13 protein-coding genes and 2 pseudogenes are annotated in these 23,529 nt (G+C 44.7%); 4 read left to right on the top strand and 11 right to left on the bottom strand.

Annotated elements, in window-relative coordinates:
• Window positions 1-14: 14 nt before the first annotated feature.
• Window positions 15-3,410 (bottom strand): ATP-binding protein, encoded by a 3,396-nt coding sequence (locus D0A37_RS19430; RefSeq protein WP_242716787.1) that lies wholly within the window; start codon window positions 3,408-3,410, stop codon window positions 15-17.
• A 764-nt stretch (window positions 3,411-4,174) separates the two neighbouring features.
• Here D0A37_RS19430 and D0A37_RS19435 point away from each other — a divergent pair.
• Window positions 4,175-4,474, top strand: coding sequence for a DUF7734 family protein (locus tag D0A37_RS19435; protein ID WP_242716788.1), 300 nt, complete (start codon window positions 4,175-4,177; stop codon window positions 4,472-4,474).
• Between the two features lie 91 nt (window positions 4,475-4,565).
• On the opposite strand, the gene atpC is transcribed toward D0A37_RS19435, so the two are convergent.
• The 3 genes from atpC to D0A37_RS19450 all read right to left on the bottom strand — a co-directional run bounded on the left by atpC (window position 4,566) and on the right by D0A37_RS19450 (window position 7,642).
• A complete protein-coding gene (gene atpC / locus D0A37_RS19440; protein WP_190663502.1) occupies window positions 4,566-4,973 on the bottom strand; it encodes an ATP synthase F1 subunit epsilon in 408 nt (135 codons plus the stop codon).
• Between the two features lie 170 nt (window positions 4,974-5,143).
• Entirely contained in the window at window positions 5,144-6,601 is a 1,458-nt protein-coding gene (gene atpD / locus D0A37_RS19445; RefSeq protein WP_242716789.1) for a F0F1 ATP synthase subunit beta, read from the bottom strand.
• A 138-nt stretch (window positions 6,602-6,739) separates the two neighbouring features.
• Window positions 6,740-7,642, bottom strand: a complete 903-nt coding sequence (locus tag D0A37_RS19450) for a PEP-CTERM sorting domain-containing protein (protein ID WP_242716790.1) — start codon at window positions 7,640-7,642, stop codon at window positions 6,740-6,742.
• A gap of 898 nt (window positions 7,643-8,540) precedes the next feature.
• Here D0A37_RS19450 and D0A37_RS19455 point away from each other — a divergent pair.
• Window positions 8,541-10,748 (top strand): two-partner secretion domain-containing protein, encoded by a 2,208-nt coding sequence (locus tag D0A37_RS19455; RefSeq protein WP_242716791.1) that lies wholly within the window; start codon window positions 8,541-8,543, stop codon window positions 10,746-10,748.
• A 162-nt stretch (window positions 10,749-10,910) separates the two neighbouring features.
• Here D0A37_RS19455 and D0A37_RS19460 read toward each other — a convergent pair whose 3' ends face one another.
• From D0A37_RS19460 to D0A37_RS19480, 5 genes are all read right to left on the bottom strand, one after another.
• Window positions 10,911-11,276 carry a hypothetical protein gene (locus D0A37_RS19460; protein WP_242716792.1) on the bottom strand — a complete coding sequence of 122 codons (366 nt, stop codon included), beginning with the start codon at window positions 11,274-11,276 and terminating at the stop codon, window positions 10,911-10,913.
• Window positions 11,277-11,388: 112 nt separating this feature from the next.
• Window positions 11,389-12,054, bottom strand: coding sequence for a hypothetical protein (locus D0A37_RS19465; RefSeq protein ID WP_242716793.1), 666 nt, complete (start codon window positions 12,052-12,054; stop codon window positions 11,389-11,391).
• A gap of 64 nt (window positions 12,055-12,118) precedes the next feature.
• Entirely contained in the window at window positions 12,119-12,436 is a 318-nt protein-coding gene (locus D0A37_RS19470; protein ID WP_242725859.1) for a hypothetical protein, read from the bottom strand.
• Complete coding sequence (locus D0A37_RS19475; protein ID WP_242716795.1) at window positions 12,397-12,756, bottom strand: transposase; 360 nt, start codon at window positions 12,754-12,756, stop codon at window positions 12,397-12,399. The genes D0A37_RS19470 and D0A37_RS19475 overlap by 40 nt, the downstream gene beginning before the upstream one ends.
• Before the next feature lie 6 nt (window positions 12,757-12,762).
• On the bottom strand, window positions 12,763-13,905 hold the full coding sequence (locus tag D0A37_RS19480) for an IS4 family transposase (RefSeq protein ID WP_242715560.1): 1,143 nt from the start codon (window positions 13,903-13,905) through the stop codon (window positions 12,763-12,765).
• A 106-nt stretch (window positions 13,906-14,011) separates the two neighbouring features.
• On the opposite strand from D0A37_RS19480, the pseudogene D0A37_RS19485 reads away from it, so the two are divergent.
• Window positions 14,012-20,041, top strand: a pseudogene (locus D0A37_RS19485) (CHAT domain-containing protein); the annotation flags it as partial.
• 389 nt (window positions 20,042-20,430) lie between these two features.
• On the opposite strand, the gene D0A37_RS19490 reads toward D0A37_RS19485, so the two are convergent.
• Window positions 20,431-20,844 carry a hypothetical protein gene (locus D0A37_RS19490; RefSeq protein ID WP_242716798.1) on the bottom strand — a complete coding sequence of 138 codons (414 nt, stop codon included), beginning with the start codon at window positions 20,842-20,844 and terminating at the stop codon, window positions 20,431-20,433.
• 12 nt (window positions 20,845-20,856) lie between these two features.
• On the opposite strand from D0A37_RS19490, the gene D0A37_RS19495 reads away from it, so the two are divergent.
• On the top strand, window positions 20,857-21,078 hold the full coding sequence (locus D0A37_RS19495) for a hypothetical protein (RefSeq protein ID WP_242716799.1): 222 nt from the start codon (window positions 20,857-20,859) through the stop codon (window positions 21,076-21,078).
• Between the two features lie 163 nt (window positions 21,079-21,241).
• On the opposite strand, the pseudogene ligA reads toward D0A37_RS19495, so the two are convergent.
• Window positions 21,242-23,472 (bottom strand): annotated as a pseudogene (ligA, locus tag D0A37_RS19500) (NAD-dependent DNA ligase LigA).
• Window positions 23,473-23,529 lie beyond the last annotated feature (57 nt).

Raw genomic sequence — 23,529 nt, forward strand, 5'->3', positions numbered from 1 at the left:
GTGCAGTGTGCGCCCTATTTCTCCGTCGAAGTTTCCACCCCACACCACCCATCGGGGGCTCCGTACATTCGATACTTGCGAGCTCGTTTGAAATACAGCATTGCTACCCGATCGTCGGGATTGATTTGTAAAATATTGTGAAATACTTTTTGGGCGGCAACAAATTTTTGTTCGTAGTAAAAATTGAGAGCTTCTTGAAAAACCTCCGCAGTTTGCTGCTTAAGTACAATGCTCTGCTCGGTTTCTGTCTCGTAAATTTCAAACACCGACACAGCATTTGTCTTTCCTTTCACCATTACTCGATCGACAAATCTGTATTTATATTTTTCTGGATCGTCTAGGCGATCGATAATTGCACCGCTAACTAGAATGCCCGAGCCGTAAACCTTAGTCAATCCTTCCAAACGAGACGCGAGATTCACCGCATCAGCAATCACCGTACTTTCCATCCGTTCTCGCTCGCCAATCGTACCCAACATCAAATTGCCCGCGTGCAAACCAATGCCGATCGCGATCGGAAACAAGCCATTTTTTTCTCGCTGCTGGTTATAGATATTCACTTCTTTTTGCATATCAATTGCTGCTCGCACACCATCAGATGGAGAGGTAGGAAACAGTGCCATGACTGCATCACCAATGTATTTGTCAATAAATCCGTTATTTTTCCTAATTGCAGGGCTAACCCTTCCCAAGTAAGTATTAATAAATGCAAAATTTTCAGGTGGTGTCATCTGTTCTGAAAGCGCCGTAAACGAGCGAATATCAGCAAACAGCACGGTCATATCTCTTTCCTGGTTTTCACCTAGTTTTACTTCAATAATACTCGGCTTTTCCAGCAAGTTGAGAAAATCGTGCGGCACAAATCTGCCGTAGGCTGCATTCAGTTTAGCAAGGCGAATTTGCGTGTTAATTCGGGCAACCAATTCCTTTTTGATAAAAGGTTTAGTTACATAATCATTTGCTTCTAAGTTAAAAGCTTCTACCAAATCGGTAGTTTGATTTTTAGCCGTCAGCATCAGAATCGGCATTTCTAAAGGCGAGTATTTTTTGCGGACTTCTCGGCACACTTCATAACCAGTCATCCGCGGCATCATTACGTCAAGTAAAATTAAGTCTGGCTTCAATCCTGATTCAATCAGATTTAAAGCTTCTAAGCCGTTGCTCGCTTGAGTTATCTCATAGTTTTCTATAGAAAGACTGTTAATGATGACTTGAATATTAATTGGTTCATCATCGACAACCAAAATTTTTATTTTTTCATTTTCTACCAAGTCGCTATTGTCTGATAGCTGAGAATTTATTATAGAGGATTCGCCCGCGAATTCAGGAGTGATTAAAATGGGAGAACCCTCGGTTAAACCCGGCTGTATGCTACTAAATTCCGGCTGAGTCTCAGATACAGGCAGAGTAAAGATGAATTGGGAACCGAGGCCTACAGTTGAAGATACCCAAATTTTACCTCCGTGCAATTCCACTAATTGCTGAGCCACCGTTAACCCTAAACCCGTGCCGCCATATTCTCTAGCAGTGGAACCGTCAGCTTGTTCAAAGGATTCAAAAATTCGCTCTAATTTATCTTCGGGGATGCCAATGCCGGTATCGGATACAGTAATGGCTAATTGGGAATTAGGCGGTGATTGTGCGGTGTCAGTTACCAATTCTGCGGAAATTTCTACTTGCCCACTTTCGGTAAACTTAATCGCATTGCCGATTAAGTTGTAAAGTATTTGCTGCAAGCGATTCTCGTCGGCTGCTATTGGCGGCAATCCAGGAGGAACTGAGTTAATCAACTGCAAGTTTTTTTTGCCTACTAATGGCTGAGACAAAGTGAGAATTACAGAGACTATTTCTCGAATACCGACGGACTTAATTTGCAGTTCTATCGTTTTGTGTTTGAGCTGAGAAAAGTCCAGAATATCGTTAATTAAAGAAGACAATCTTTTGCCCGATGATGAAATCAAAGCTAAGTTAAAATTTGTTGACTCAGGCAGTTGTCCAGTAGCACCGTCTATTAAAGATTCTGCAATACCAATAATGCCGTTGAGGGGAGTGCGAAGTTCGTGGGAAGTATTGGCTAAAAATTCGTCTTTCAGTTTGTCGAGTCGCTGCAATTCGATATTTTTAGTTTCTAAGGCAGTAAATGATGCTTGCAATTGTGCAGCCATGCTGTTAAAAGCAGCGGCAAGTACGCCCAACTCGTCGGAACGATCGAGCTTTACAGTTTGGTCAAATTGTCCTTCAGACAAAGCTTTAGCTGCATCTTTTAATTTTAAAATAGGTTGGATAATCCAGCGAGAAGTGAGAATTCCTAGCACAGTTGCCATGCCCAAAGCTGCCAAACATAGCAACACTGTAGTTCGGTTGCCGGCATGAATCTGTTCCATAAAGTCGGCTTCGGGAACGACGACGACAATCAGCCAATCTAAACTTTTGCCGTCTTGGAATGGTAGGACTTTTAAAAATTTCTGCTGACCGTTTATCTCAACATTTATTTGCTGCGGTTTTGTAATTTGGTGCAAGTTTTGAAAGTGATTTTCTAAATATTTAGCTGTAGTTTGCGTTACTGGATCGCTGCTTTCTGTAACTTTAAACAGTTCTTTTTTACCGTTTTTGGTGCGGAAAGGTTTTTCGGGTGTGGAAGTTGCCAGCAGCGTGCCGTTTCTTTTGATAATAAAAGTTTGACCGGATTTGCCTATTTTGAGGCTGTTTAAAAATTGACCGATACTGTCGAGACGCAAAGCAGCAATTAATACTCCTTCTAGCTGTTTCTGGCTGTTGTAAACTGGTTGCAGCGCGCTGACGATCAATGTGGGTTCTAGTAAGGATACATAAACTGAACTCCAAGTTGGTTTCGCTTCTAAAGCCGCATAGATGTAGGAAGGGTGCTGTCGGATGTCGAAGTTTTTGACGTAGGCTGCTACTGTCGTGCGATCGCCCCTATCATTAGTATTGTAAGAATAAAAATTAAAACCTCTAGATTGACCCGATGCGTTAATCAATAAAGTGCCGTTCGACATCTTTTCGCCAGTGCGATATTCTCCATCTTGATTAGCGATCGACGTAAAATTGATATAAGGATATAATTGTACTTGCCGCCACAGATACTTTTCCCAAGCTGACAAGTCTTTCATGTTCACAAAACCCAGTTTCACTGCATCCAGCTTGCTTTGATTGATTTGGTGCGGAGTTTGCAGATAAGTTCTCAAATTTTGCTCTATGCGATTGCTTACCTCGCTCATCAACTGATCCGCAAGGTCATTTACTGCTCTTTGAGAGTTCCTAAATGATAAATATCCCACAATACCCACCGCTGCAAATACTTGCAAGACAAACGGAACTATGAGTACAGTTTGGAGCGTCGCTTTTCCTGAAAGTTTGGCCACCAAGCGCTTGAGAGAAAGAGTGGACATAACATTAATTTAGCTGGAAAGACACAGTTAATACTCGGAGCGAAGATTTACCGCTGGTAAGCATTCTAAACCATTTTGTACTTAAACAAAACTTACGCAAGAAAAGCCTGATTCTTGGTTTCTTCCTTAATCGCTATCCAACCTGAGATTTCTCAGAGAAAATGAGTTTATTTCTCGCATACCTTTCTGCAGTATATTCGAGTTTGAAGTCAAAAGCAGCGCACTCGACAGCGTATCTTTCAGGAAAACTCCCAATTTTGGAGCGGAATGCTTCAGCCTGAATGTATTATGACTGAGGCCAGGTACAAAAAACTGCATAAACACATAAAAATTTATGCTGTCAGCTTAATGCTACTTTTACTACTTTTCATCTAAATCTTCTATTCCAGACCCTCCTTCGGGCACTCTATACATTCGATTCTTCAGAGAGCGCTTGCAGTAAATTGCTGCTAACTTTTCTTGAGGATGTCTTTGGCAAATCTTATTGAATATTTTTGGCGCTTTAGTAAAACTTTGCTCAAAATAAAGCTCCCGACCTCAACGATAGTTGGAACCTAGTCTTGATATGGATCATAAAATATCTGACAAGTAGGTTTTGTAGGATTAAAATGGTTGATACTTTTTTGACATAACTTATAGTATGTGCACTGAGTTCCTGTTATTAAGAAAGGTCGAATTAAAAATAAAAAATTAGCTATCTCTCGCTGAAATTAGCCGCAAAATTAAGCTATATTGTAGCAGATTTCAGGAAAGTGAGATTTGCTATGGCTGACTCTATTGCTCGTCGCTTGGAACAATACACGGTAAAACGATCGCACGAAGTTTTAATCGTCAAGGCCCAAATAGACGGCGAATTCGATGAAATTGCTATTTTTAAAGGCTTTTCTAGCTCCCTGACACGATCGACTGCTTTCGATCCAGAGGTTCCTGTTTTGCCGGAGGAAGCAAAAATTCTCAGTGTCGATCGCGTGGAGAGCCCCTACAATCCAAATAACCCCCGCTATCTTCAGCAGGGGTTATCTTGGGAAACAATGCAGTCTCTATTGTCCGAGGCGGGAGTTTAGCAAAACATTAGGGACACAACGTGAGAAAAACAGTAGGGACACAACATTGTTGTGTCCCTACTACAAAAGCACTATGTCGTTACCCTTAGAGCTAGAGCGTGCCGCCCGCAGCTTGGAAACGAGCTCTCGCACGTTTAATTGCTTGCTTAGCTTTAATTTGCTCTTGGTCAGTGCCACTAGCGGACTTTTCCAAACGAGCTACTGCTTCGGTGTAAGCAGTACGAGCAGCTTCTTTATCAATGGTTTCGCCTTTTTCAGCGCCGTTGACAAGAATAGTAACTTTGTTTTCTTGGATTTCTGCAAAGCCACCCATCAGAGCAATAGACACCCATTCCTTGCCGGGACGGACGCGCATCACTCCGGTATCCAAAGCTGTCAACATTGGAGCGTGACCGCTTAAGATACCCAATTGGCCTGTGGTGCTCGGCAGAATTACTTCTTCAGCATTAGAATCCCAAACAGTTTTGTCGGGGGCCACTACGCGCACAGTTAATGTCATAAATTGTCCTTAGTCATTAGTCATTAGTCAGTAGTCAGCAGTCATTAGTAATTAGTCATTAGTCAGCCGTCGGCTATCATCAGTCACTTAGTTGTTAACTGTTAACTGTTAACTGTTAACAACTAATGACCAATGACTAATGACCAATGACTAATGACCAATGACTAAAATTACTTGGCGTCAGCTTTCATTTTTTCAGCTTTGGCGATCGCCTCGTTGATATCGCCCACCAAATAGAAAGCTTGTTCAGGTAATTCGTCAAGTTCGCCAGCCAAAATCATCTGGAAGCCCTTAATGGTGTCTGCCAGCTTGACGTACTTGCCAGGGGAACCCGTGAACACTTCAGCCACAAAGAACGGTTGAGACAAGAACCGTTCAATTTTGCGAGCGCGAGAAACGGTCAAGCGGTCATCTTCAGACAGCTCGTCCAAGCCCAAAATTGCAATAATGTCTTGCAATTCCTTATAGCGTTGCAGAGTAGACTGCACCTGACGAGCAACACCATAGTGCTCTTCACCGACAACGCTAACTTGCAACATCGTAGACGTAGAATCCAGCGGGTCAACCGCAGGATAAATCCCCTTCGCAGCCAAACCGCGAGACAACACAGTTGTAGCGTCCAAGTGAGCAAAAGTCGTAGCCGGCGCGGGGTCAGTCAAGTCATCCGCAGGTACGTACACAGCTTGAACCGAAGTAATCGAACCTTCGGTAGTCGAAGTAATCCGTTCTTGCAAGTCGCCCATGTCTGTACCGAGAGTCGGCTGATATCCCACAGCCGAAGGCATCCGACCCAACAGAGCCGATACCTCAGAACCCGCTTGCACAAACCGGAAGATATTGTCAATGAACAGCAGCACGTCTTGCTTGCTGACATCACGGAAGTATTCGGCCATCGCCAGAGCCGACAGGCCCACGCGCATCCGAGCACCAGGCGGCTCGTTCATTTGACCGTAAACCAGAGCAATTTTTGATTTGCTGCGGTCTTCTTCGTTAATAACCCCCGACTCGATCATTTCTTTGTAGAGGTCATTACCTTCGCGGGTGCGCTCGCCCACACCACCGAACACGGACACGCCACCGTGAGCCTTGGCGATGTTGTTCACGAGTTCCATCATAATCACGGTTTTGCCGACGCCTGCGCCGCCGAACAAACCGATTTTGCCACCGCGACGGTAGGGTGCGAGCAAGTCAATCACCTTGATCCCGGTTTCAAACACCGAAGGCTTGGTTTCCAGTTCGGTGAAAGCCGGCGGGTTGCGGTGGATGGGCATACTTTCGGAAGTATTGACCGGGCCGAGGTTGTCTACGGGTTGACCGATGACGTTAAAAATCCGGCCGAGAGTTGGGATTCCGACGGGAACTTGGATCGCTTCCCCGGTATCTACTACTTCCATGCCACGCACCAAGCCGTCGGTGGTACTCATGGAAACTGCACGCACTTGGCTGTCTCCGAGCAGTTGTTGAACTTCGCAGGTAACGGCAATGTCTTGACCTGCTTCGTTTTTGCCGGAAATCGTGAGAGCGTTATAGATTTGGGGCAGTTTGCCGCCTGGGAATTTTACGTCTACAACCGGCCCAATGATTTGGGTGATGTAGCCTACGTTCGTTTTTGTTGCGGTGGATACCATGAATAGTGCCTTTGTTAGGATGCTATTTTTCCCGTTATGGAAAAAGTCTTAACATTTAGAAATGCTATTCCTCAGATTACCACTGAACAGACGCACTATTTAGATTTGTATGGGGCTGGTTAAGAGTGATTTTTATGGTTAGTGCCCTCGCTTTTTTTTCCTGTGAGCCGCAGCCAAAGCCCCCATACCCAGCATAGTCCCGAACACTGTGAGTGGTTCGGGGACTGGTTCGGCGGCTAACTCAGCCGACATGGGGAAGTCTTGGAAGCCAAGGTTTTTTCCTGGGCCATCGCCGAAGGAGATTTGTCTGCGCTGAGCCTGTTGGGTCATTTTTTCGGGGGCTAACTCAGCCGAGACGGTGAAGTCTTGGAAGTCAAGGTCGTTTCCTCCGGCATCGTCGTAGGAGATTTTTGTGCCCTGAGCCAGTTGCGCCATTGTGACGGATGAATATTGCCCTGGGCCCTTACCGCCGTTGATGTTTGTAAATGAGTCGTTGGAGTTGTTGTCGAGCCTAAAGTTGCCAAACACGGCTTGCTGACAACCCGCCACCAGACACTCATCTCTCCGGAAGTGGGTGCCGGCGGCAAACCATTCGGGGCTATTCATGAAGGTGCTCGACGAGACGTACTGCTCGAGTGGTTGACCGGTGCCGGTGTCGCTCCACAGCAGCAGGGCATAAATTTGATCCTGCAAAAATGTGAAGGTTTGGGTGATGGAGCCGTTTTCGGAGGTGACTGCGTTGCCGAAGCTTCCCTGCCAGTCATCGGCGCTGCCGTTATCTGAGGGTTTAGTCTCGTAAAACAGTCTGGCGATGTTGCTGTAGCCAGTGTTTGCTGAGTCAGCTTGGGCTACCCACAAGCTCGACTGGTAACCGCCGTGAGATTCCTCGAAGGTAAAGTTTATAGTGGTATCTCGATCGAACTGGATGCCGCGAGTGCCAAACATGAAAGCTCGGACGGGCGTGCAGATGCTGAGCAACATTGTGGTTGCCAAGCTGGCGACTGTAAAAGATGTTTTTTTGACTAGCGTTAAGGTAGTCATAACCCTGATTCCTCCAGTATTGTTACGTAGTAAGGCGCAAAAAGCCATGTTGCCGTGACGCGAATCGACGATCGCGAGCCTGCTATATTTAGGACGATCGTCAAACCTAAAGAAGAGGCTCCACACCAGTGAATCTACAGACAGATCTCACTTAAGGGTGTTTTGGAGTAAATGAGTGCTTCTTCTAAGAGTTTTCACTGACACCAGATTGGCACAGTTTAATCTATCAGAGCAAGATTTTCATCCTGCCTAGACTTCAAACCTACTACATTTACTTCGTTTCGGTAACAGTCTAAAGTTGAGTGCAAGACGGGCAAATATTGGCTTTCATCAAAAATACATAAAAATTTTACTCGAGCTTTATGAAGTTTTGGTAAAGTTCATCCATAAAATATAAAGTTTTTGCGAAAACGTCGGCTGTTCAGTCAGTTGTTCATGAAAGCGGGCTGCAAGCTGCTGGCCCGATGCAGAAAGCAGCGGCGGCGACCGCGAGTAGGGATGTGAGCGAGTTTTTTGCCATTGGAAGCAAGCGGGAGAACAGACCTCGATACTTACGTACTTTTGACTAATATTCCGAGTTTTTCCAACCCCTAACCCTCGCATTCCGCGCCATATTTTCACCAACAGTCCCGGACGCATTAACCGGGTTTTTTAAGGCAATTGGGTCAGGGAAGCAGTGAAAGTCAAAAAAAGAAACCAAGTTTCATTTCCCGCGCCTGACTTCTAGTAAAAAAACTGTTTTTACGTAAATCATAGTAATTAAAAACATACATTTCCTTTTTCAGTCCTAATTATTCGACCAGCAAAAATAGGCGGCTCCTATTGACATGAGAAATTTTTAGGAGTACAAGTAGTAGAAATAAATACGATCGCACTTTAAGCACAATATTTAAACACAATGACACCCAACAAACTACATTTGCTCGGATGGTTATTCATTGTTGGCTGGCTGAGTGCAGCGGCGGGTTCGGCCAACGCGCAACCCATCGCCCCGGCAGCGGACGGCACTAACACACTTGTTACTCCCAACGGCAACCGCTACGACATTTCCGGGGGGGCATTCAGCGGAGATGGGGCTAATCTTTTTCATAGTTTTACTCAGTTCGGCCTCAGCGAGGCTCAAACGGCTAACTTTCTGACTAATCCCAATATTCAAAATATTTTGGGAAGGATTACTGGGGGTAATCCTTCTTTAATAAATGGCTTAATTCAAGTGACGGGAGGAAATTCCAATTTATTCTTGATGAATCCTGCCGGCATAATTTTCGGGCAGAATGCGAGTCTCAATGTGCCTGGATCTTTTAATGCTACTACGGCGACAGGGATTGGTTTTGGGAACAATCAGTGGTTTAGTGCAATCGGCAATAACAATTGGGCAACATTAATCGGGGCACCGAATAGTTTTGCGTTTACAAATTTGCAAGGGGGAAGCATTGTTAATACAGGCAATCTGACGGTGACACCAGGTCAAAGCTTAAGTTTGATCGGCGGTACGGTTGTCAATAATGGTCAGGTAAATGCGCCTAGCGGCAATATTCTGATCAGCGCCGTACCGGGTAACAATTTGGTGCGAATTAGTCAAGCTGGAAATTTATTGAGTTTGGATATTCAGCCGACAGGAAATCAAAGTTCGCTGCCGAACAATTGGACGCAGCCCGTGTTATCTTTGCCGGAGTTGCTGACTGGACAAGGTGTGGCACAGGCGACGGGTTTGACGGTAAATCCCAATGGCGAAGTTGTGTTGACGGGGAATGTTTCTGTGCCTGTAACTGCGGGAACTGCGATCGCATCCGGCAGTATCAATGTCTCTGGCAATACTGGCGGTACTGTAAATATTTTAGGCGACAAAGTAGGAGTTATTGCAGGCAAGATCGATGCTTCTGGGATTAACGGCGGCGGTAATGTACTGATTGGTGGAGATTATCAGGGTTTGGGGACTGTGCCCAATGCTTTGCGGACTTTTGTTAGCAGCGACTCGACAATTAATGCTGATGCTATTAGTAATGGGAATGGCGGGCGAGTCATAGTTTGGGCTGATGAAACTACTCGCTTTAATGGCAATATTACGGCCCGAGGCGGCTTATTTTCTGGGAATGGCGGCTTTGTGGAAGTGTCGGGAAAGCAATCGCTGGATTTTCAAGGATTAGTTGATTTGCGATCGACCTTTGGCATCGCTGGCACCTTATTGTTAGATCCTACTGATATTACTATTAGCGCAGATGCGGATGCAGGCGGGACTTTAGCTGGGGGAGCATTTACGCCCTCGGCGGGTACTTCTACAATTAATAATGGGACGCTGCAAACACAGCTAGGCTTGGGAAATGTGACTATTTCCACTGCGTCGGATTTTCCGAATCAAGGTAATATTACCGTCAGCGCTCCGATTGCTTGGGCTAATAGTAATTCCCTGACTCTGACTGCTAATAATAATATTAATATTAATAATACCAATATCACCACTCAGGGAGGCAATATTACTCTGAATGCTGATAGTGATAATCTAAACGGTGGTGGTGTCCGTATCGTAGGTTCGACGATCGATACTAATGGTGGTAATTTCCTGGGTAATGGTCAGGGGAATCTTGTGTTCGGGCCGGGAATCAATGTCAATAACAGCACAATTAATGCCGGAGGTGGAAACATTGACCTGAATGGTATTGCAGGAAATTCGACAGGGGGAAACAATGTCGGTATTTCTATTTCGGGTGGTACCACATTACAAACTACTGGCAGCGGCAATATTACTCTCAACGGTACTGGCGGGAAGGAGATATTCCTCAAGAATGAAGGTATTGTTGTTACAGGCACATCTAAGGTGACTTCAGCGGATGGAAATATCAGCCTGACAGGGATTGGGACTGGTAACGGAACTTTAGACGGCAACAACGGGATTAACATTAATACCACCAGCACAGTGGAATCGATCGGAACAGGAAGTATTACTTTCAACGGTACTGGCGGGAATGGGACAGATGGTAATAAAGGGATATCTATTGACAGCAGTACAGTGGAATCGCTCGGAACAGGAAGTATTACTTTCAACGGTACTGGCGGCAACGGGACATTTAAGAATCAAGGGATATCTATTACCAACACGAGTATATAGCATTTCTCAGAAAGATGAGGTATGATATAACAGACTTGAACGGAGTGAAAAATATAGAAACCTAAAATGTTATGCAGCTCTAATTAAATGGAAGGCTCTTCGAGCAGTATAGCAATCCTAAATCATTATCATGATTGTGATCTGGGGGGGTGACAAAGAGGCCTAGGAGATAGACCCCATCAGGGTTGCAGCCCGCATACCTTGTTGATAAAAGCGACGTTTATTTGGAGTTAACTTTATTAACTGTTCCACCACATCAGAATATTGTTCGAGATAATTAACCCACTTTTCTCCATCTAAGCCAACACCAAATGTACTCCGTCTTCGATATCTTTTTTTAGGTTCTTGACGCCGACATACATATTTTTCTACCTGCTTTTTCCGAAGAGATGTGCCTTCAAATATTGCCGAACTGTAGGCGAGTGTCATGAGCAGAATTATGTTAATAAGTCGATTTTCTTTTAAGCTAGTTCCTTCCAGATCGTAGCCTCCTGTTTTACAATCTCTAAACATTTCTTCAATGCCCATCCGTTGCTTGTAAGCATCGATAGCTGCCGATAATGAACCTAAATCTGTGAGAATAAACCATGCTTCATCAACCTTCCAGGCTCCATAGTTTCTTTTCCACTTACAAGCAACATCAAATCCAGTGGGACGCCCGTGTTTTCCTAACTCTTTTACCTTGAAAATATAAAGAGGTTCCTGCTACTATTCCTAATTCATCTAACCGCTGCCAAACTAAATGTTCTATTTCGATACAATGATTCCTCTTTATTCTTAAGCAAAAAGACACACCCTTTTCCTTCAGCCAGTTTCCTAAATCGACCGAACAAAATTCACGATCTCCTAAAACGATGACTTTATATTCTGAAAACAATGGTAAAACTTGCTGTAGATTTGTAGTTTGTTCCTCGAAGTTGCTGCTGCCCAATTTCGGCAACAATGACCAGTACAATGGAATTGCTCTTCGCTCCCAGATTAAGCTAACCATGAACAGATTAATACAGCCCCATTGACTGCGATCAATTGCGATTGATAAGCGAGTACCAACACGGCAATAAGTGGTCAACCAATAAGTAATTAATGGGAACCAAATTAATTCGATTGTTAAGTTCTGTAAATCTAAAAATCTTTGTAATTTACGTCGCCGACTTTCGGCTGTAATTAGACAGGGAAATACTCGGGAGAGCCGCTCTAATCTCACTTGTTTTTCTGATTGCATCAAGGATAGCAAAATTGTCATCACCAAAAACTGAGATGGCGTCAGGTGTTTTTGTAAATGAGTCTGGTAGAATCTTGGTATCATTATTTTTTTGGATAGGCAAGCGTGTAACAACTCTGCTGCCTATCTTTTTTTACCACAAGTTGGCTCAATCCTTACTAAATATGGGTTTGGGGCGGGTCGTCACCCCCCCAGGCGATCGGACTATGGTTTTATTACTATTAACAAGAGCTGGTAGAAATATATCTATCCCTTTATTACTTTCGGTGCCATTTCCCCCCGTCCCGGTGATGGTGACAGTCCCGTTCCCCGCCGTTGACTCCACTGTAGAGCTGTTTAGATAAACGCCGGTGTTTTCATTTAAAGTTCCAGCACCTTTACCCGTCAGGCTGACATTTCCCCCAGCCGATCGCACTATAGCGTTTCTCAGAAAGATGAGGTACAATAACAGCAGTGAGTAAACCAATTCCAAAGATCGGATAATGTAACTTGATTGAACGCAAACTCTATCGCTTTTGCTAATTCTCGATAATTAGTCGTCTTGATAGAACGGAGAATGTTTTTGAGTTTTGACCATAAATGTTCAATTGGTGAGAAGTCGGGCGAATAGGGCGACAAGTATATTAATTTTGCCCCTTTCTTTTTGATGGCTTTTTCTATTTCTTCTCCGGTATGAATAGTACAATTATCCATCACTACACAAACCGCTTTCCAGAGTTTTGGTACTAGCTTTCGGATAATAAAAGCCTCAAATGTAATTGTATCAGTTGTCTGGGGGGGTGACAAAGAGGTCTACGAGATAGACTGTATAAGGGTTGCAGCCCGCATACCTTGTTGATAAAAGCGGCGTTTAGAAGGAGTTAACTTCATTAACTGTTCCACCTCCAAAGAATATTGTTCTAGATAATTAACCCACTTTTCTCCATCTAATCCAACACCAAATGTACTCCGTCTGCGATATTTTTTCTTTGGTTCTGTGCGACGAGATACATATTCTTGTACCTGCTTTTTCTTCAGTTCATTACCTTGAAATATTGCTGAACTGTACGCAAGTGTCATGAGCAGAATCATGTTAATAAGTCGGTTCCCTTTGAGGCTTGTTCCTTCAAGATCGTAGCCTCCTGTTTTACAGTCTCGGAACATTTCTTCAATGCCCATCCGCTGCTTATAAGCATTGAGCGCTGCTCGCAATGAGCCTAAGTCCGTGAGAATAAACCAGGCTTCTTTAACTTGATATTTCCCATAGTTCCTTTTCCACTTACAAGCAAGCTCAAATCCGGTAGTAGGTAGAGTTTTCCTCACTTTTTTCCCTTGAACATACAAAGAAGTTCCGGGTACTATTCCTAATTCATCCAACCGTTGCCAAACTAAATGTTCTGTTTCGATACAAAGATTCTTTTTCAGTCTTAAGCAAAAAGACACACCCTTTTCCTTAAGCCAGTTTCCCAAATCAACAGAACAAAATTCACGGTCTCCTAAAACGATGACTTTATATTCTGAAAATAATGGTAAAACTTGCTCTAAATTGGTAGTTTGTGACTCGAAGTTACTATTTCCTAATTTGGGCAACAACGACCAGTATAATGGAATTGCTCTTCGCTCCCAGATCAGGCTAACCATAAAGAGATTAATGCACCCCCATTGACTGCGGTCGATTGCAATTGATAAACGAGTACCAATGCGGCAATAAGTGGTCAACCAATAAGTAATTAAGGGGAACCAAATTAATGAGATAGTTAAGTTTGGTAAATCCAGAAATCTTTGTAGTTTTCTACGCCGACTTTCCGTTGTAATTGGGTAAGGAAATACCCGTGCCAGTCGTTCTAATCTCACTTGTTTTTCTGATTGCATCACAGATAGCAAAGTTGTCATTACAAGAAACTGAGCTTTGGTCAGTTGTTTTTTTAAATGAGTCTGGTAAAATGTTGGTATCATTATTTTTTGGATAGGCAAGCGTGTAACAATTATGCTGCCTATCTTTTTTTAGCACACATTGGCTCAATCCTCACCACCTCTGGGTTTCAGGCTGGTTGTCACCCCCCCAGTGGGGGAACCAAAAGCTTTAGGTTCCCTGACAACAATCAATTCTTTCAATGTTGAGAGTCCGATCGATTTTTCGATTAAAACTACAGGCAATATTACCGTTGGTAGTATGAAAAATCCCGGACGGGCGATCGCCCTTACCAGCACTAATGGTGATATTAATACGACTGCAGGGGCAATTGATACGACATCCACTACCGGAAATGGTGGCCCGATCGCACTCAGTGCTAACAATAGGATTGACGCTAGCAATCTTAACTCTAGTTCCACTGCTGGTAATGGCGGAAAAATCGCTCTCACTAGCACAAATGGCGATATTATTGCAGCCCCAGAAGTAGTTTGGAATTCTAGTTCTAATTCTGGTAGCGCCGGAGATATTGCGATCGCAACTCCCAATCAAGTTGAAATACAAGGCATTGATGCTAAGGGATTGCCCGCTACTGGAAATATTAGCATTAGCGGCAATGAGATTGGCTTTTTGGGAGGCCCAAATTCCGTGCAGGGTAAAGGTACTTTATCAATTCAGCCTTTGCCAGATTTCGGAATTCGCTTCCAGGATGGACTTCCTGACGATGCAAAGGCGATTGATTTAGGGCCACTGTTTTTATCGTCATTGGCTAATGGTTTTAGTGGAATCGTTTTCGGAGGTAACACTACTACAGGCAATATCACTGTAGAGAATTTGCCAGCATCTTTTAAAGACCCTGTAACTTTCAATACTCAAGGCACTATTTCTGTAAATCCCGATAGCTCGATTTTGGGAACTGATAATGCTTCAATTACTCTCAACGCTACAACTAATAACTTAAGTGGCGATATTACTACCCAATCTCAAGATATCACAGTTAACGGCAATACCTTAGTTGGAGATAGTGTCTTAGTCAGCAATGGCAATTCAGCAGGTGGCAATATTCTGTTTAACAATAACATTGATGGCACTGGCAATCTCACTTTAGAAACAGGTACTGGAAAAATTGAGGTAAAAGGTTTGATCGGTGACGCGACAGTATTAGGAAATCTCACCGTCAACAGTGCTGGTACAACTACCTTTAATGCTGTCAAGGCTACCAGTTTCACCACCAATGCTGGCGGTACAACCGAACTTAAGGGCGATGTCACTACAATCGGCGCTCAAACTTATGGAGATGCAGTTACAATTGCCAACAATCCCATTCTCGCAGGCAGCGAAATTACTTTCAACGATACTGTAGACGGCAGCAGCGATTTGACTGTGAAGGCGGTTAGCGGTAATCTTACCTTCAAAAGTACGATCGGCGAAACAATTCCTCTCACAAATTTAACTGCCAACAGCAAGATATCTTTAGGAGGCAATGTCACTACAAGTGGTAGTCAAACTTATGGAGATGCAGTTACAATTGCCAACAATCCGATTCTTTCAGGTGACAGCATTACTTTCAATAATACTGTTGATGGTACCAGCGATTTAACTGTGAAAGCGGCTAGCGGTAATATTACCTTCAAAAGTGCGATCGGCGAAAGGATTCCTCTCACTAATTTAACTGCCAACAGCAAGATATCTTTAGGTGGCAATGTTACTACAACCGGCAGTCAAACTTATGGAGATGCAGTTACAATTGCCAATAATCCGATTGTTTCAGGCGACAGCATTAATTTCAATAATACTGTTGATGGTACCAGCGATTTGACTGTGAACGCGGCTAGCGGTAATATTACCTTCAAAAGTGCGATCGGCGAAACAACTCCTCTCACTAATTTAACTGCCAACAGCAAGATATCTTTAGGCGGCAATGTCACTACAACTGGCACTCAAACTTATGCAGATGCTGTGACTGTTGCCCCAAAATCGGTGTTTTCAGGCAGCGACATTACTTTCAACAAGACAGTTGACGTAGCTGGCAATCTCGGTATTGCGGCTGATAATGTTAATCTAAAAGGAACTGTAACAACCACCAATGACGGCACGCTGACTATTACCAATAAGGTGAATCTCAATATTGATAAAAACCTGAATTTAGACGGTGCATTTATTCAAAAAGGCGGGGGAACTGTTGCGATTAACGGAAATATCGCCACAACTAATGATAACATTAGTTTTAGCGACCCGGTGACATTAAAAGCTCCTGTAAATTTTACACTGGGAGATGCAACAATTGCTTTCGGTTCGAGTTTATCGGCAGGTAGTAACCCGCTGAATTTAACAGCCAGTGAAATTGATTTTTCCGGCAATGTTTCTGGTACGGGCGCGTTAACGCTGCAACCCGCAACAGCCGGACAAAATATTGTTGTTGGTGGAATTGATAACAATACTAGCGCTTTAGATTTGACGGCATCGGAACTTAATTTGATTCAAAATGGATTTAGCTCGATCGCGATCGGGCGATCGGATAGCACCGCCAAGGTTAGCATACCCTACAATCTCACCTTTTTAGACCCCCTAAGTATTCAAGGGGGAACTGGTACGATCGCACTTGATGGCACTCTTACCGGCAATGACAACAGCAGCATTGCTCTCAACGCTTCCACAATTAATTTGAATTATGGCATCAATACCAATAAAAATCCGATCGCTATCAACGGCACTGTCACACTCGGCAACGATATTAATCTCAGTACCGGCGGCGGAGATATTAAGATAATTGGGGCGATCGACGGCAACCATTTGTTGAACTTAGATGCAGCTACAGGCAATGTGCTGGTGCAAGGAAATATCGGAGGGACAGCACCACTTTCTGCTTTGAATGTGACTGCAACGCAGGCGGAATTCACAGGTAACATGGCGAGCAATTCTGGTTTAAATATTGCTGCTGCAAGCACTAAGTTGGGTGGCAATGTTACTACTAATCAGGGCAATATCAATATTAACGGTGTTCTCGGGTTGACGAAAGATGCGATATTGAGTACAGCCGGGGGGAATATTACCTTTGGAGGTGCGATCGACAGTGACAGCATTAATGCCCGCAACTTAACTCTAGCCTCCGGTAGCGGCAGCCTCACTTTCAACGGTGCGGTGGGGGCTACCAGCAAGTTAGGAAATGTTGCGATCGAAAATGCTGGCAATGTGACAGGAAACTCGACAATTAACGCGCAACAATTGACAGCACAAAACACGGAAAAAGTCAATTTATCGGGAGATGTCACCGCAGGCAAAGTCGATATTACTGCCAAGGGCGATATAATCGTTAAAAATATTACTACTAATGGCGGAGAAATTCTCTTTACAAGCGGTAACAATTTCACAGCAGGCAATTTGAATACATCGGCAAACAGTGGCGGTAACATAACTGTTAAGGCGATAACTTCAATTACGGCCGGACAAATTAACTCTAGCGGTATAGTCGGAAATGCCGGCAATGTGTTCTTAGATCCGATCGGCGATATTCAAGTAGAGTGGATCAATGCCCAAGGCGGTACTGGCGGCACCGGGGGCGAGGTCTTTATTGAATCGACGGGAGGATTTTTCCGCGCTACGGGTGCTTTTTCCACCCCACTGTCGCCGACGGGATTTGCTAGCATTTCTACTGCTGGCGGCGCAGGTGGTGGCAAAATTACAATTGTGCACGCTGGGGGAGATGCTGGGCCGCCGATTCAACCGTTTGTGGTGGGGGATGCTGCTAGCAACGGTACGGCGGGTGCAATTACAACAGGACAATCTACCATTACATCGCAGTCGTTTCCGCGTTCTAGTAGTGTTGGTAATATTGTGTTTTTGACGGATGACGCGATCGACCCGACGCCAACCGTTCCGCCCACACCGGAAACAATCCCCCCAACCGTTCCGCCCCTAACGCAAACAATCCCCCCAACAATTCCGCCGACAACGGAAACAATTCCCCCAACAATTCCGCCGACAACGGAAACAATTCCCCCAACAATTCCGCCGACAACGGAAACAATTCCCCCAACAATTCCGCCGACAACGGAAACAATTCCCCCAACAATTCCGCCGACAACGGAAACAATTCCCCCAACAATTCCGCCGACAACGGAAACAATTCCCCCAACAATTCCGCCGACAACGGAAACAATTCCCCCAACAATTCCGCCCCTAACGCAAACAATTACCCCAACACTTCCGCCTCTAACGCAAACAATTACCCCAACACTTCCGACCACAGTCCCGCCAGCAATTCCGCCCCTAACGCAAACAATTACCCCAATAATTCCGCCAACAATTCCCCCAATAACGCGAACCGTTCTGCCAACAATTCCGCCAACAATCCCCCCAATAACGGAAACCGTTTCGCCAATAACGGGAACCGTTCCCCCAATAACGGAAACAACGGGAACCGTTGTGCCAATACTTCCGCAAACAACGGGAACCGTTGTGCCAATACTTCCGCAAACAACGGAAACAAATCAGCAGGTTACGGAAACAAATCAGCAGGTTACGGAAACAAATCAGCAGGTTACGGAAACAAATCAGCAGGAAAATCAGCAAGTAACGGAAACAAATCAGCAGGAAAATCAGCAAGTAACGGTCATCAATCAAGAGGAAAATCAGCCGGTAACGTCAGCCCTAGAATCTGTAGAATATCCCTTAAAGCCGATCGCACCTGTGACAACACTAGCATCGCCCACAGCCGCAGATACACCCGCACCGCAACCTTCAACCCCTGATTCCGAAGACTTTCAACCCCCGAAAACTCCACCGCGAGACAATCCCGCTGTTGCTGCTTCCGATCGAATTTTAACCATCGATCAAAGTATCACCAGTCAATTACCCACCGACATCGTACCGTCCCCACCAGAATCAAAACAACCACCAAAAGTCAACCCTACTTCTAATTTAGTTCTGGGATATGTTCCGTCTCTCGATCGACTTTTTGAAGGTAACGACATACAGAAAATAGTCTGGGGAATCGAAGAAATGAGGAATCAAGAATTTGGAGAATACCTGGGGGTAAAAGCCAACCTCCCAGAGGAAAAAACCTTGATTTCGACATTCCAAGAAACTTTACAAAATATCGAACAGCAAACAGGCAAGCGGTCTGGTATTATCTACATAGTCTCGCGAGCCGATCGACTGGAACTAATTTTAGTTGGTCCGGTGGGGCGGCCGATTCACTACAGCGTCCCCGAAGCCAAAAGAGCAGCTCTTTTCCCCACCGTTAAGGAGTTGCGCGATGAAATCACCAATCCCGCAAAACGCGCTAGTACCAGTTATCTAGCCCCCGCCCAGCAACTATATAAATGGGCGATCGCACCCATAGAAAAAGACTTAGAAAACTTAGGAATTCAGACTTTGTTAGTGTCAGTCGATGCGGGATTGCGAAGCCTGCCCTTTGCCGCTTTGCACGACGGTAAAGGCTTCTTGATGGAAAAATACAGTTTCAGCCTAATTCCAAGTTTTAGTTCGACTAATACCGATTATAAAGCAGTTAGAGATGCCACAGTGATAGCAATGGGAAGGTCAGAATTTGTTGACCAACAGCCCTTGCCCAATGTGCCGATCGAATTGCAGGCTATTGTGGCTCAGTGGCAGGGCCCATCTTTCCTCAATTCCACTTTCACTTTAGATAATCTCAACTCGGAACACGCCAAGGGAGCATTTCGGATCGTTCACCTAGCAACTCACGCTGAATTCAAACCGGGAAAACCGAGCAATTCCTACATTCAACTGTGGAATTCCAAATTGCAGCTCGATCGCATGGAGAGTTTAAATTGGCGCAATCCGCAGGTAGACTTGTTAGTATTGAGTGCTTGTAGAACAGCCTTGGGCGATCGGGAAGCAGAGTTAGGTTTTGGAGGATTAGCAGTAAAATCCGGCACGAAATCTGCTTTAGGGAGTTTGTGGTATGTTGACGATGGAGGCACTTTGGGGCTGATGAGCGAATTTTACAACCATTTGCGAGGAACCACAACTAAGGCAGAAGCTTTGCAACTGGCTCAACAAGCAATAATGTCCGGTAAAGTGCGGCTGGAAAACGGACAGCTAGTAACAACAGGCGGCAAGTTAAATTTACCTGCTAATTTACAACAAGCAAACCAAAATTTTTCTCATCCTTACTACTGGAGTAGTTTCACCATGATCGGAAGCCCCTGGTAAACTGCCATCTTTATTTTTCACCCTCCGCTTCTTAAGGAGGAAAGTTCCTAGAGTAGGGGCAATGCTCACTTGGGAGGGTTGGGGGGGGTTCCCCAATTTCAACTGGCGATCGATCCAGGGGGTTTGGAACTCTATTTCTGTTTCATCACCACCAAAGTAATATCATCAAAAACCTTCTGAGCGCTAATATACTGCCGCACATCATCTATCACAGATTACCTAATGACAATAGCAGGTAAGTCTACTTACCTGCTAATTTACAACAAGAAAAACAAGAGTTTTCCGGTCTTTATTGCTGGAGTCTTTTCACGGTGAGAGTTTTTTTGTAACTCCCATATTTTAAGTAGCAAATTTGTTCCTTCAACAATCATCTCTAACCCGCAGATGGTCTATCTAGGGTTGATTTGTCTCGGATTTACTGCCGCAGTTCCGTAATTGACTCGACAGCCGATATTGAACAAACTCGAACTGCACTCAAGAGGGACAATCTGCTGATCGAGGAGGGCGCTGCAACTGACATACTCGTCGTTATTAGTATCTCTTACCATACATTCGATAGGCTGAGCTCCCGATCGCGCCGACCAACTCTTCATACCTACGACTGCAATCATATGCTGCCAGTAGAAAGCAAATAGCAAAACTCCCAAAAGTACAGCAACGGCTAATCCTGCTTTCAACTTCCAACTATTTAGGACGTTTCCCAAACTATTTTTCACGTTTTCCACTCCAGAAATTGAGCTTTCGGTAGTTATTTCTGGAGTTGTCAAGTTTGTTTGTGTTTGTTCTGTTGGAATTTCAGACATAATGTATCTCCTATGATTGCTGGGATTCGGCTAAGCTGGCAGTTGCCATCGCTATGGCAAACTTTATCAAATTTTAACAAAACTAGCCTGTACCGACAACCGATTCGGGCATCACCGCCAGGGAAGTATGTATATTCACCAAGTGCGATCCTCTTCGTTGGCGTAGCCCCCGTAGGGGCGGGCTTCGCTAACGCCATTTCTATGCCTTTTGAGGTATTGCCCAATTCGCGTTAGCGGAGACCTCGAAGAGGATCGGCTATTTTGCACCGGGCGCAATAGAATAGTTGGTGATGTTCTCGGAAAACGGCTCAAGTGAATCAGCTTTTTTACGAACCGCAGAGAGCGCAGAGGGCGCACAGAAAGAAAAAAGAGAGATATATTGACTTTCACCAATCATTTAGGGTTTCGATAGCAGTTCTAATAACTCAGCTTCCGAAAGTAGTTGAACCCCCAAAGATTGAGCCTTTTCCAACTTAGAACCCGCATCTTCTCCCACAACCACATAATCTGTTTTAGCACTCACAGAACTTGTGACTTTACCGCCTGCTTTGTGAATCAAATCTTTAGCTTCATCTCGTTTCAAAGTGGGCAAAGTTCCCGTCAGCACAAAAGTTTTGCCTGCAAGTTGTAAATTTGTGCTGGCTAAATTGGAATTTTTCACTTCTGACTGCAATTGCAAGCCTGCAGTTTTCAACCGTTCAATTAAACTTTGATTTGCCGGCACTCGAAACCACTGATAAACAGCTTGAGCAATTTCTGGCCCAATACCGTAAACGCCCTCAATAGCTGGGGCTGATGCAGAAGACAAATCTGTCACATTGGTAAATCTTTCTGTCAGCAATTGAGCATTCACGCTGCCGACATGGCGAATTCCTAAAGCATACAATACCCGCGACCAAGGTTGAGTTTTGGAATTGGCGATCGCACTTACCAACTTTTCTGCTAACTTCTTACCCATGCGTTCCAAACTCATCAATCTTTCTACAGTCAAATCGTACAAATCCGCCGCAGAATTGAGCAGATTGCTATCCACCATCTGCTGCACCAACTTTTCGCCAACCCCGTTAATATCGAGAGCATCCCGGCTGCAAAAATGAATCAGCGAACCCCTCAAAATTGCCGGACAAGATGTATTAATGCAGCGAGTAACGGCTTCCCCTTTTTCCCGAACCACAGGCTGTTCGCATTCGGGACAGCAACTAGGCATTTGGAAAAATTGAGCATTTTGGGGGCGAAGTTCTGGCAAAACTCGCACAACTTCTGGTATAATTTCCCCAGCTTTTCTAACAATTACAGTATCGCCAATGTGCAAGTTCAGATCGGATAGTCGATCGCTATTATGGAGAGAAGCCCGCGAAACCGTCGTTCCAGCCAACTGCACCGGTTTCAGTTCCGCTACAGGCGTCAGAGCCCCGGTTCTCCCTACCTGCACGGTGACAGCTTCTACTATTGTAGGCACTTCGGCCGCGGGATACTTCAGGGCGATCGCCCAACGCGGAAATCTCTGAGTAAAACCCAATTGTTTTTGCAGCAAAACCGAATTAATCTTAACAACAACCCCATCCGTCATATAAGGCAAATTTCGCCGTTCAGTATCCCAATATTCGTAATACTCCCGAACCTCATCCAAAGAATAGCAAATCTTGCGATTGGGATTCACCTTAAACCCCATTCGTCGCAACAATTCCAGCGATTCCCACTGCGTTTTACCCTCGTTATCCTGATCTAAATGCAGAGTATAAGCAAAGAAATCCAACCTGCGCTTATCCACAATTTTAGAATCCAACTGCCGCAGCGTACCCGCCGCAGCATTGCGAGGATTAGCAAACAATTGTTCCCCTGCTTTTTCCCGTTCCCGATTAATTTCCTCAAACACAGCTAAAGACAAAAAAGCTTCTCCCCGCACTTCCACAACAGGCGGCGGATTATCTAAATTGAGCTTCAGAGGAATCGAGCGAATAGTTTTTACATTTTGAGTAATTTCCTCTCCCGCAATGCCGTCTCCTCGCGTCGCACCGCGAACTAAAACCCCATTTTCATAGGTTAACGCTAAAGCAGAACCGTCAATTTTTAACTCGCAAACATAGGAAACCCCCCCCAGCCCCCCCTTGCTAAGGGGGGAGTAATTTCCGTCTTTTCCTGATTGCTAATGGAAGATGTTATTCCCTCTTGTCCCCCCCCTTGATAAGGGGGGGTTAGGGGGGGTGCATTTCCTTCTTGAGCGGGGGTTAGGGAGGGTGCATTTCCCTCTTGTCCCCCCCCTTGATAAGGGGGGGTTAGGGGGGGTGCATTTCCCTCTTGAGCGGGGGTTAGGGGAGGTGCTACCCTTTGCCAGCGTTCCTGCCATTTAGCAAATTCTTCAAAATTAAAAGCATTTTCCAAACTGTAGAGAGGAATATTGTGTTTGACACTAAAAAATTGAGTAGCAGGCTGTTCTCCCACCCGCTGAGTAGGACTTTCCGCAGTAATTAAGTCAGGATAATCCGATTCTAATTCTTGTAACTGGCGATAAAGTCGATCGTACACTTCATCTGGCATGATCGGCGCATCGAGAACATAGTAAGCATAGCTAGCTTCCTGTAGCTGCTGCCTCAACTGTTGAATTTGCTGCTGAATTTCTGCTGCCATATCAATTTAAGGTTTTCGATTTTTGATGTTAAATTTTTGATGATAACTCTTCATTTT

Source organism: Microcoleus vaginatus HSN003 (genome assembly GCF_022701255.1).
In the GTDB taxonomy this organism is placed as follows: domain Bacteria; phylum Cyanobacteriota; class Cyanobacteriia; order Cyanobacteriales; family Microcoleaceae; genus Microcoleus; species Microcoleus vaginatus_B.

Excerpts from the sequence above, each read along its gene's own strand:
- D0A37_RS19430 (WP_242716787.1), bottom strand. The coding sequence starts at position 3,410 with ATGTCCACTCTTTCTCTCAAGCGCTTGGTGGCCAAACTTTCAGGAAAA.
- D0A37_RS19435 (WP_242716788.1), top strand. The coding sequence starts at position 4,175 with ATGGCTGACTCTATTGCTCGTCGCTTGGAACAATACACGGTAAAACGA.
- atpC (WP_190663502.1), bottom strand. The coding sequence starts at position 4,973 with ATGACATTAACTGTGCGCGTAGTGGCCCCCGACAAAACTGTTTGGGAT.
- atpD (WP_242716789.1), bottom strand. The coding sequence starts at position 6,601 with ATGGTATCCACCGCAACAAAAACGAACGTAGGCTACATCACCCAAATC.
- D0A37_RS19450 (WP_242716790.1), bottom strand. The coding sequence starts at position 7,642 with ATGACTACCTTAACGCTAGTCAAAAAAACATCTTTTACAGTCGCCAGC.
- D0A37_RS19455 (WP_242716791.1), top strand. The coding sequence starts at position 8,541 with ATGACACCCAACAAACTACATTTGCTCGGATGGTTATTCATTGTTGGC.
- D0A37_RS19460 (WP_242716792.1), bottom strand. The coding sequence starts at position 11,276 with ATGGGCATTGAAGAAATGTTTAGAGATTGTAAAACAGGAGGCTACGAT.
- D0A37_RS19465 (WP_242716793.1), bottom strand. The coding sequence starts at position 12,054 with ATGATACCAAGATTCTACCAGACTCATTTACAAAAACACCTGACGCCA.
- D0A37_RS19480 (WP_242715560.1), bottom strand. The coding sequence starts at position 13,905 with ATGATACCAACATTTTACCAGACTCATTTAAAAAAACAACTGACCAAA.
- D0A37_RS19490 (WP_242716798.1), bottom strand. The coding sequence starts at position 20,844 with ATGTCTGAAATTCCAACAGAACAAACACAAACAAACTTGACAACTCCA.
- D0A37_RS19495 (WP_242716799.1), top strand. The coding sequence starts at position 20,857 with ATGATTGCTGGGATTCGGCTAAGCTGGCAGTTGCCATCGCTATGGCAA.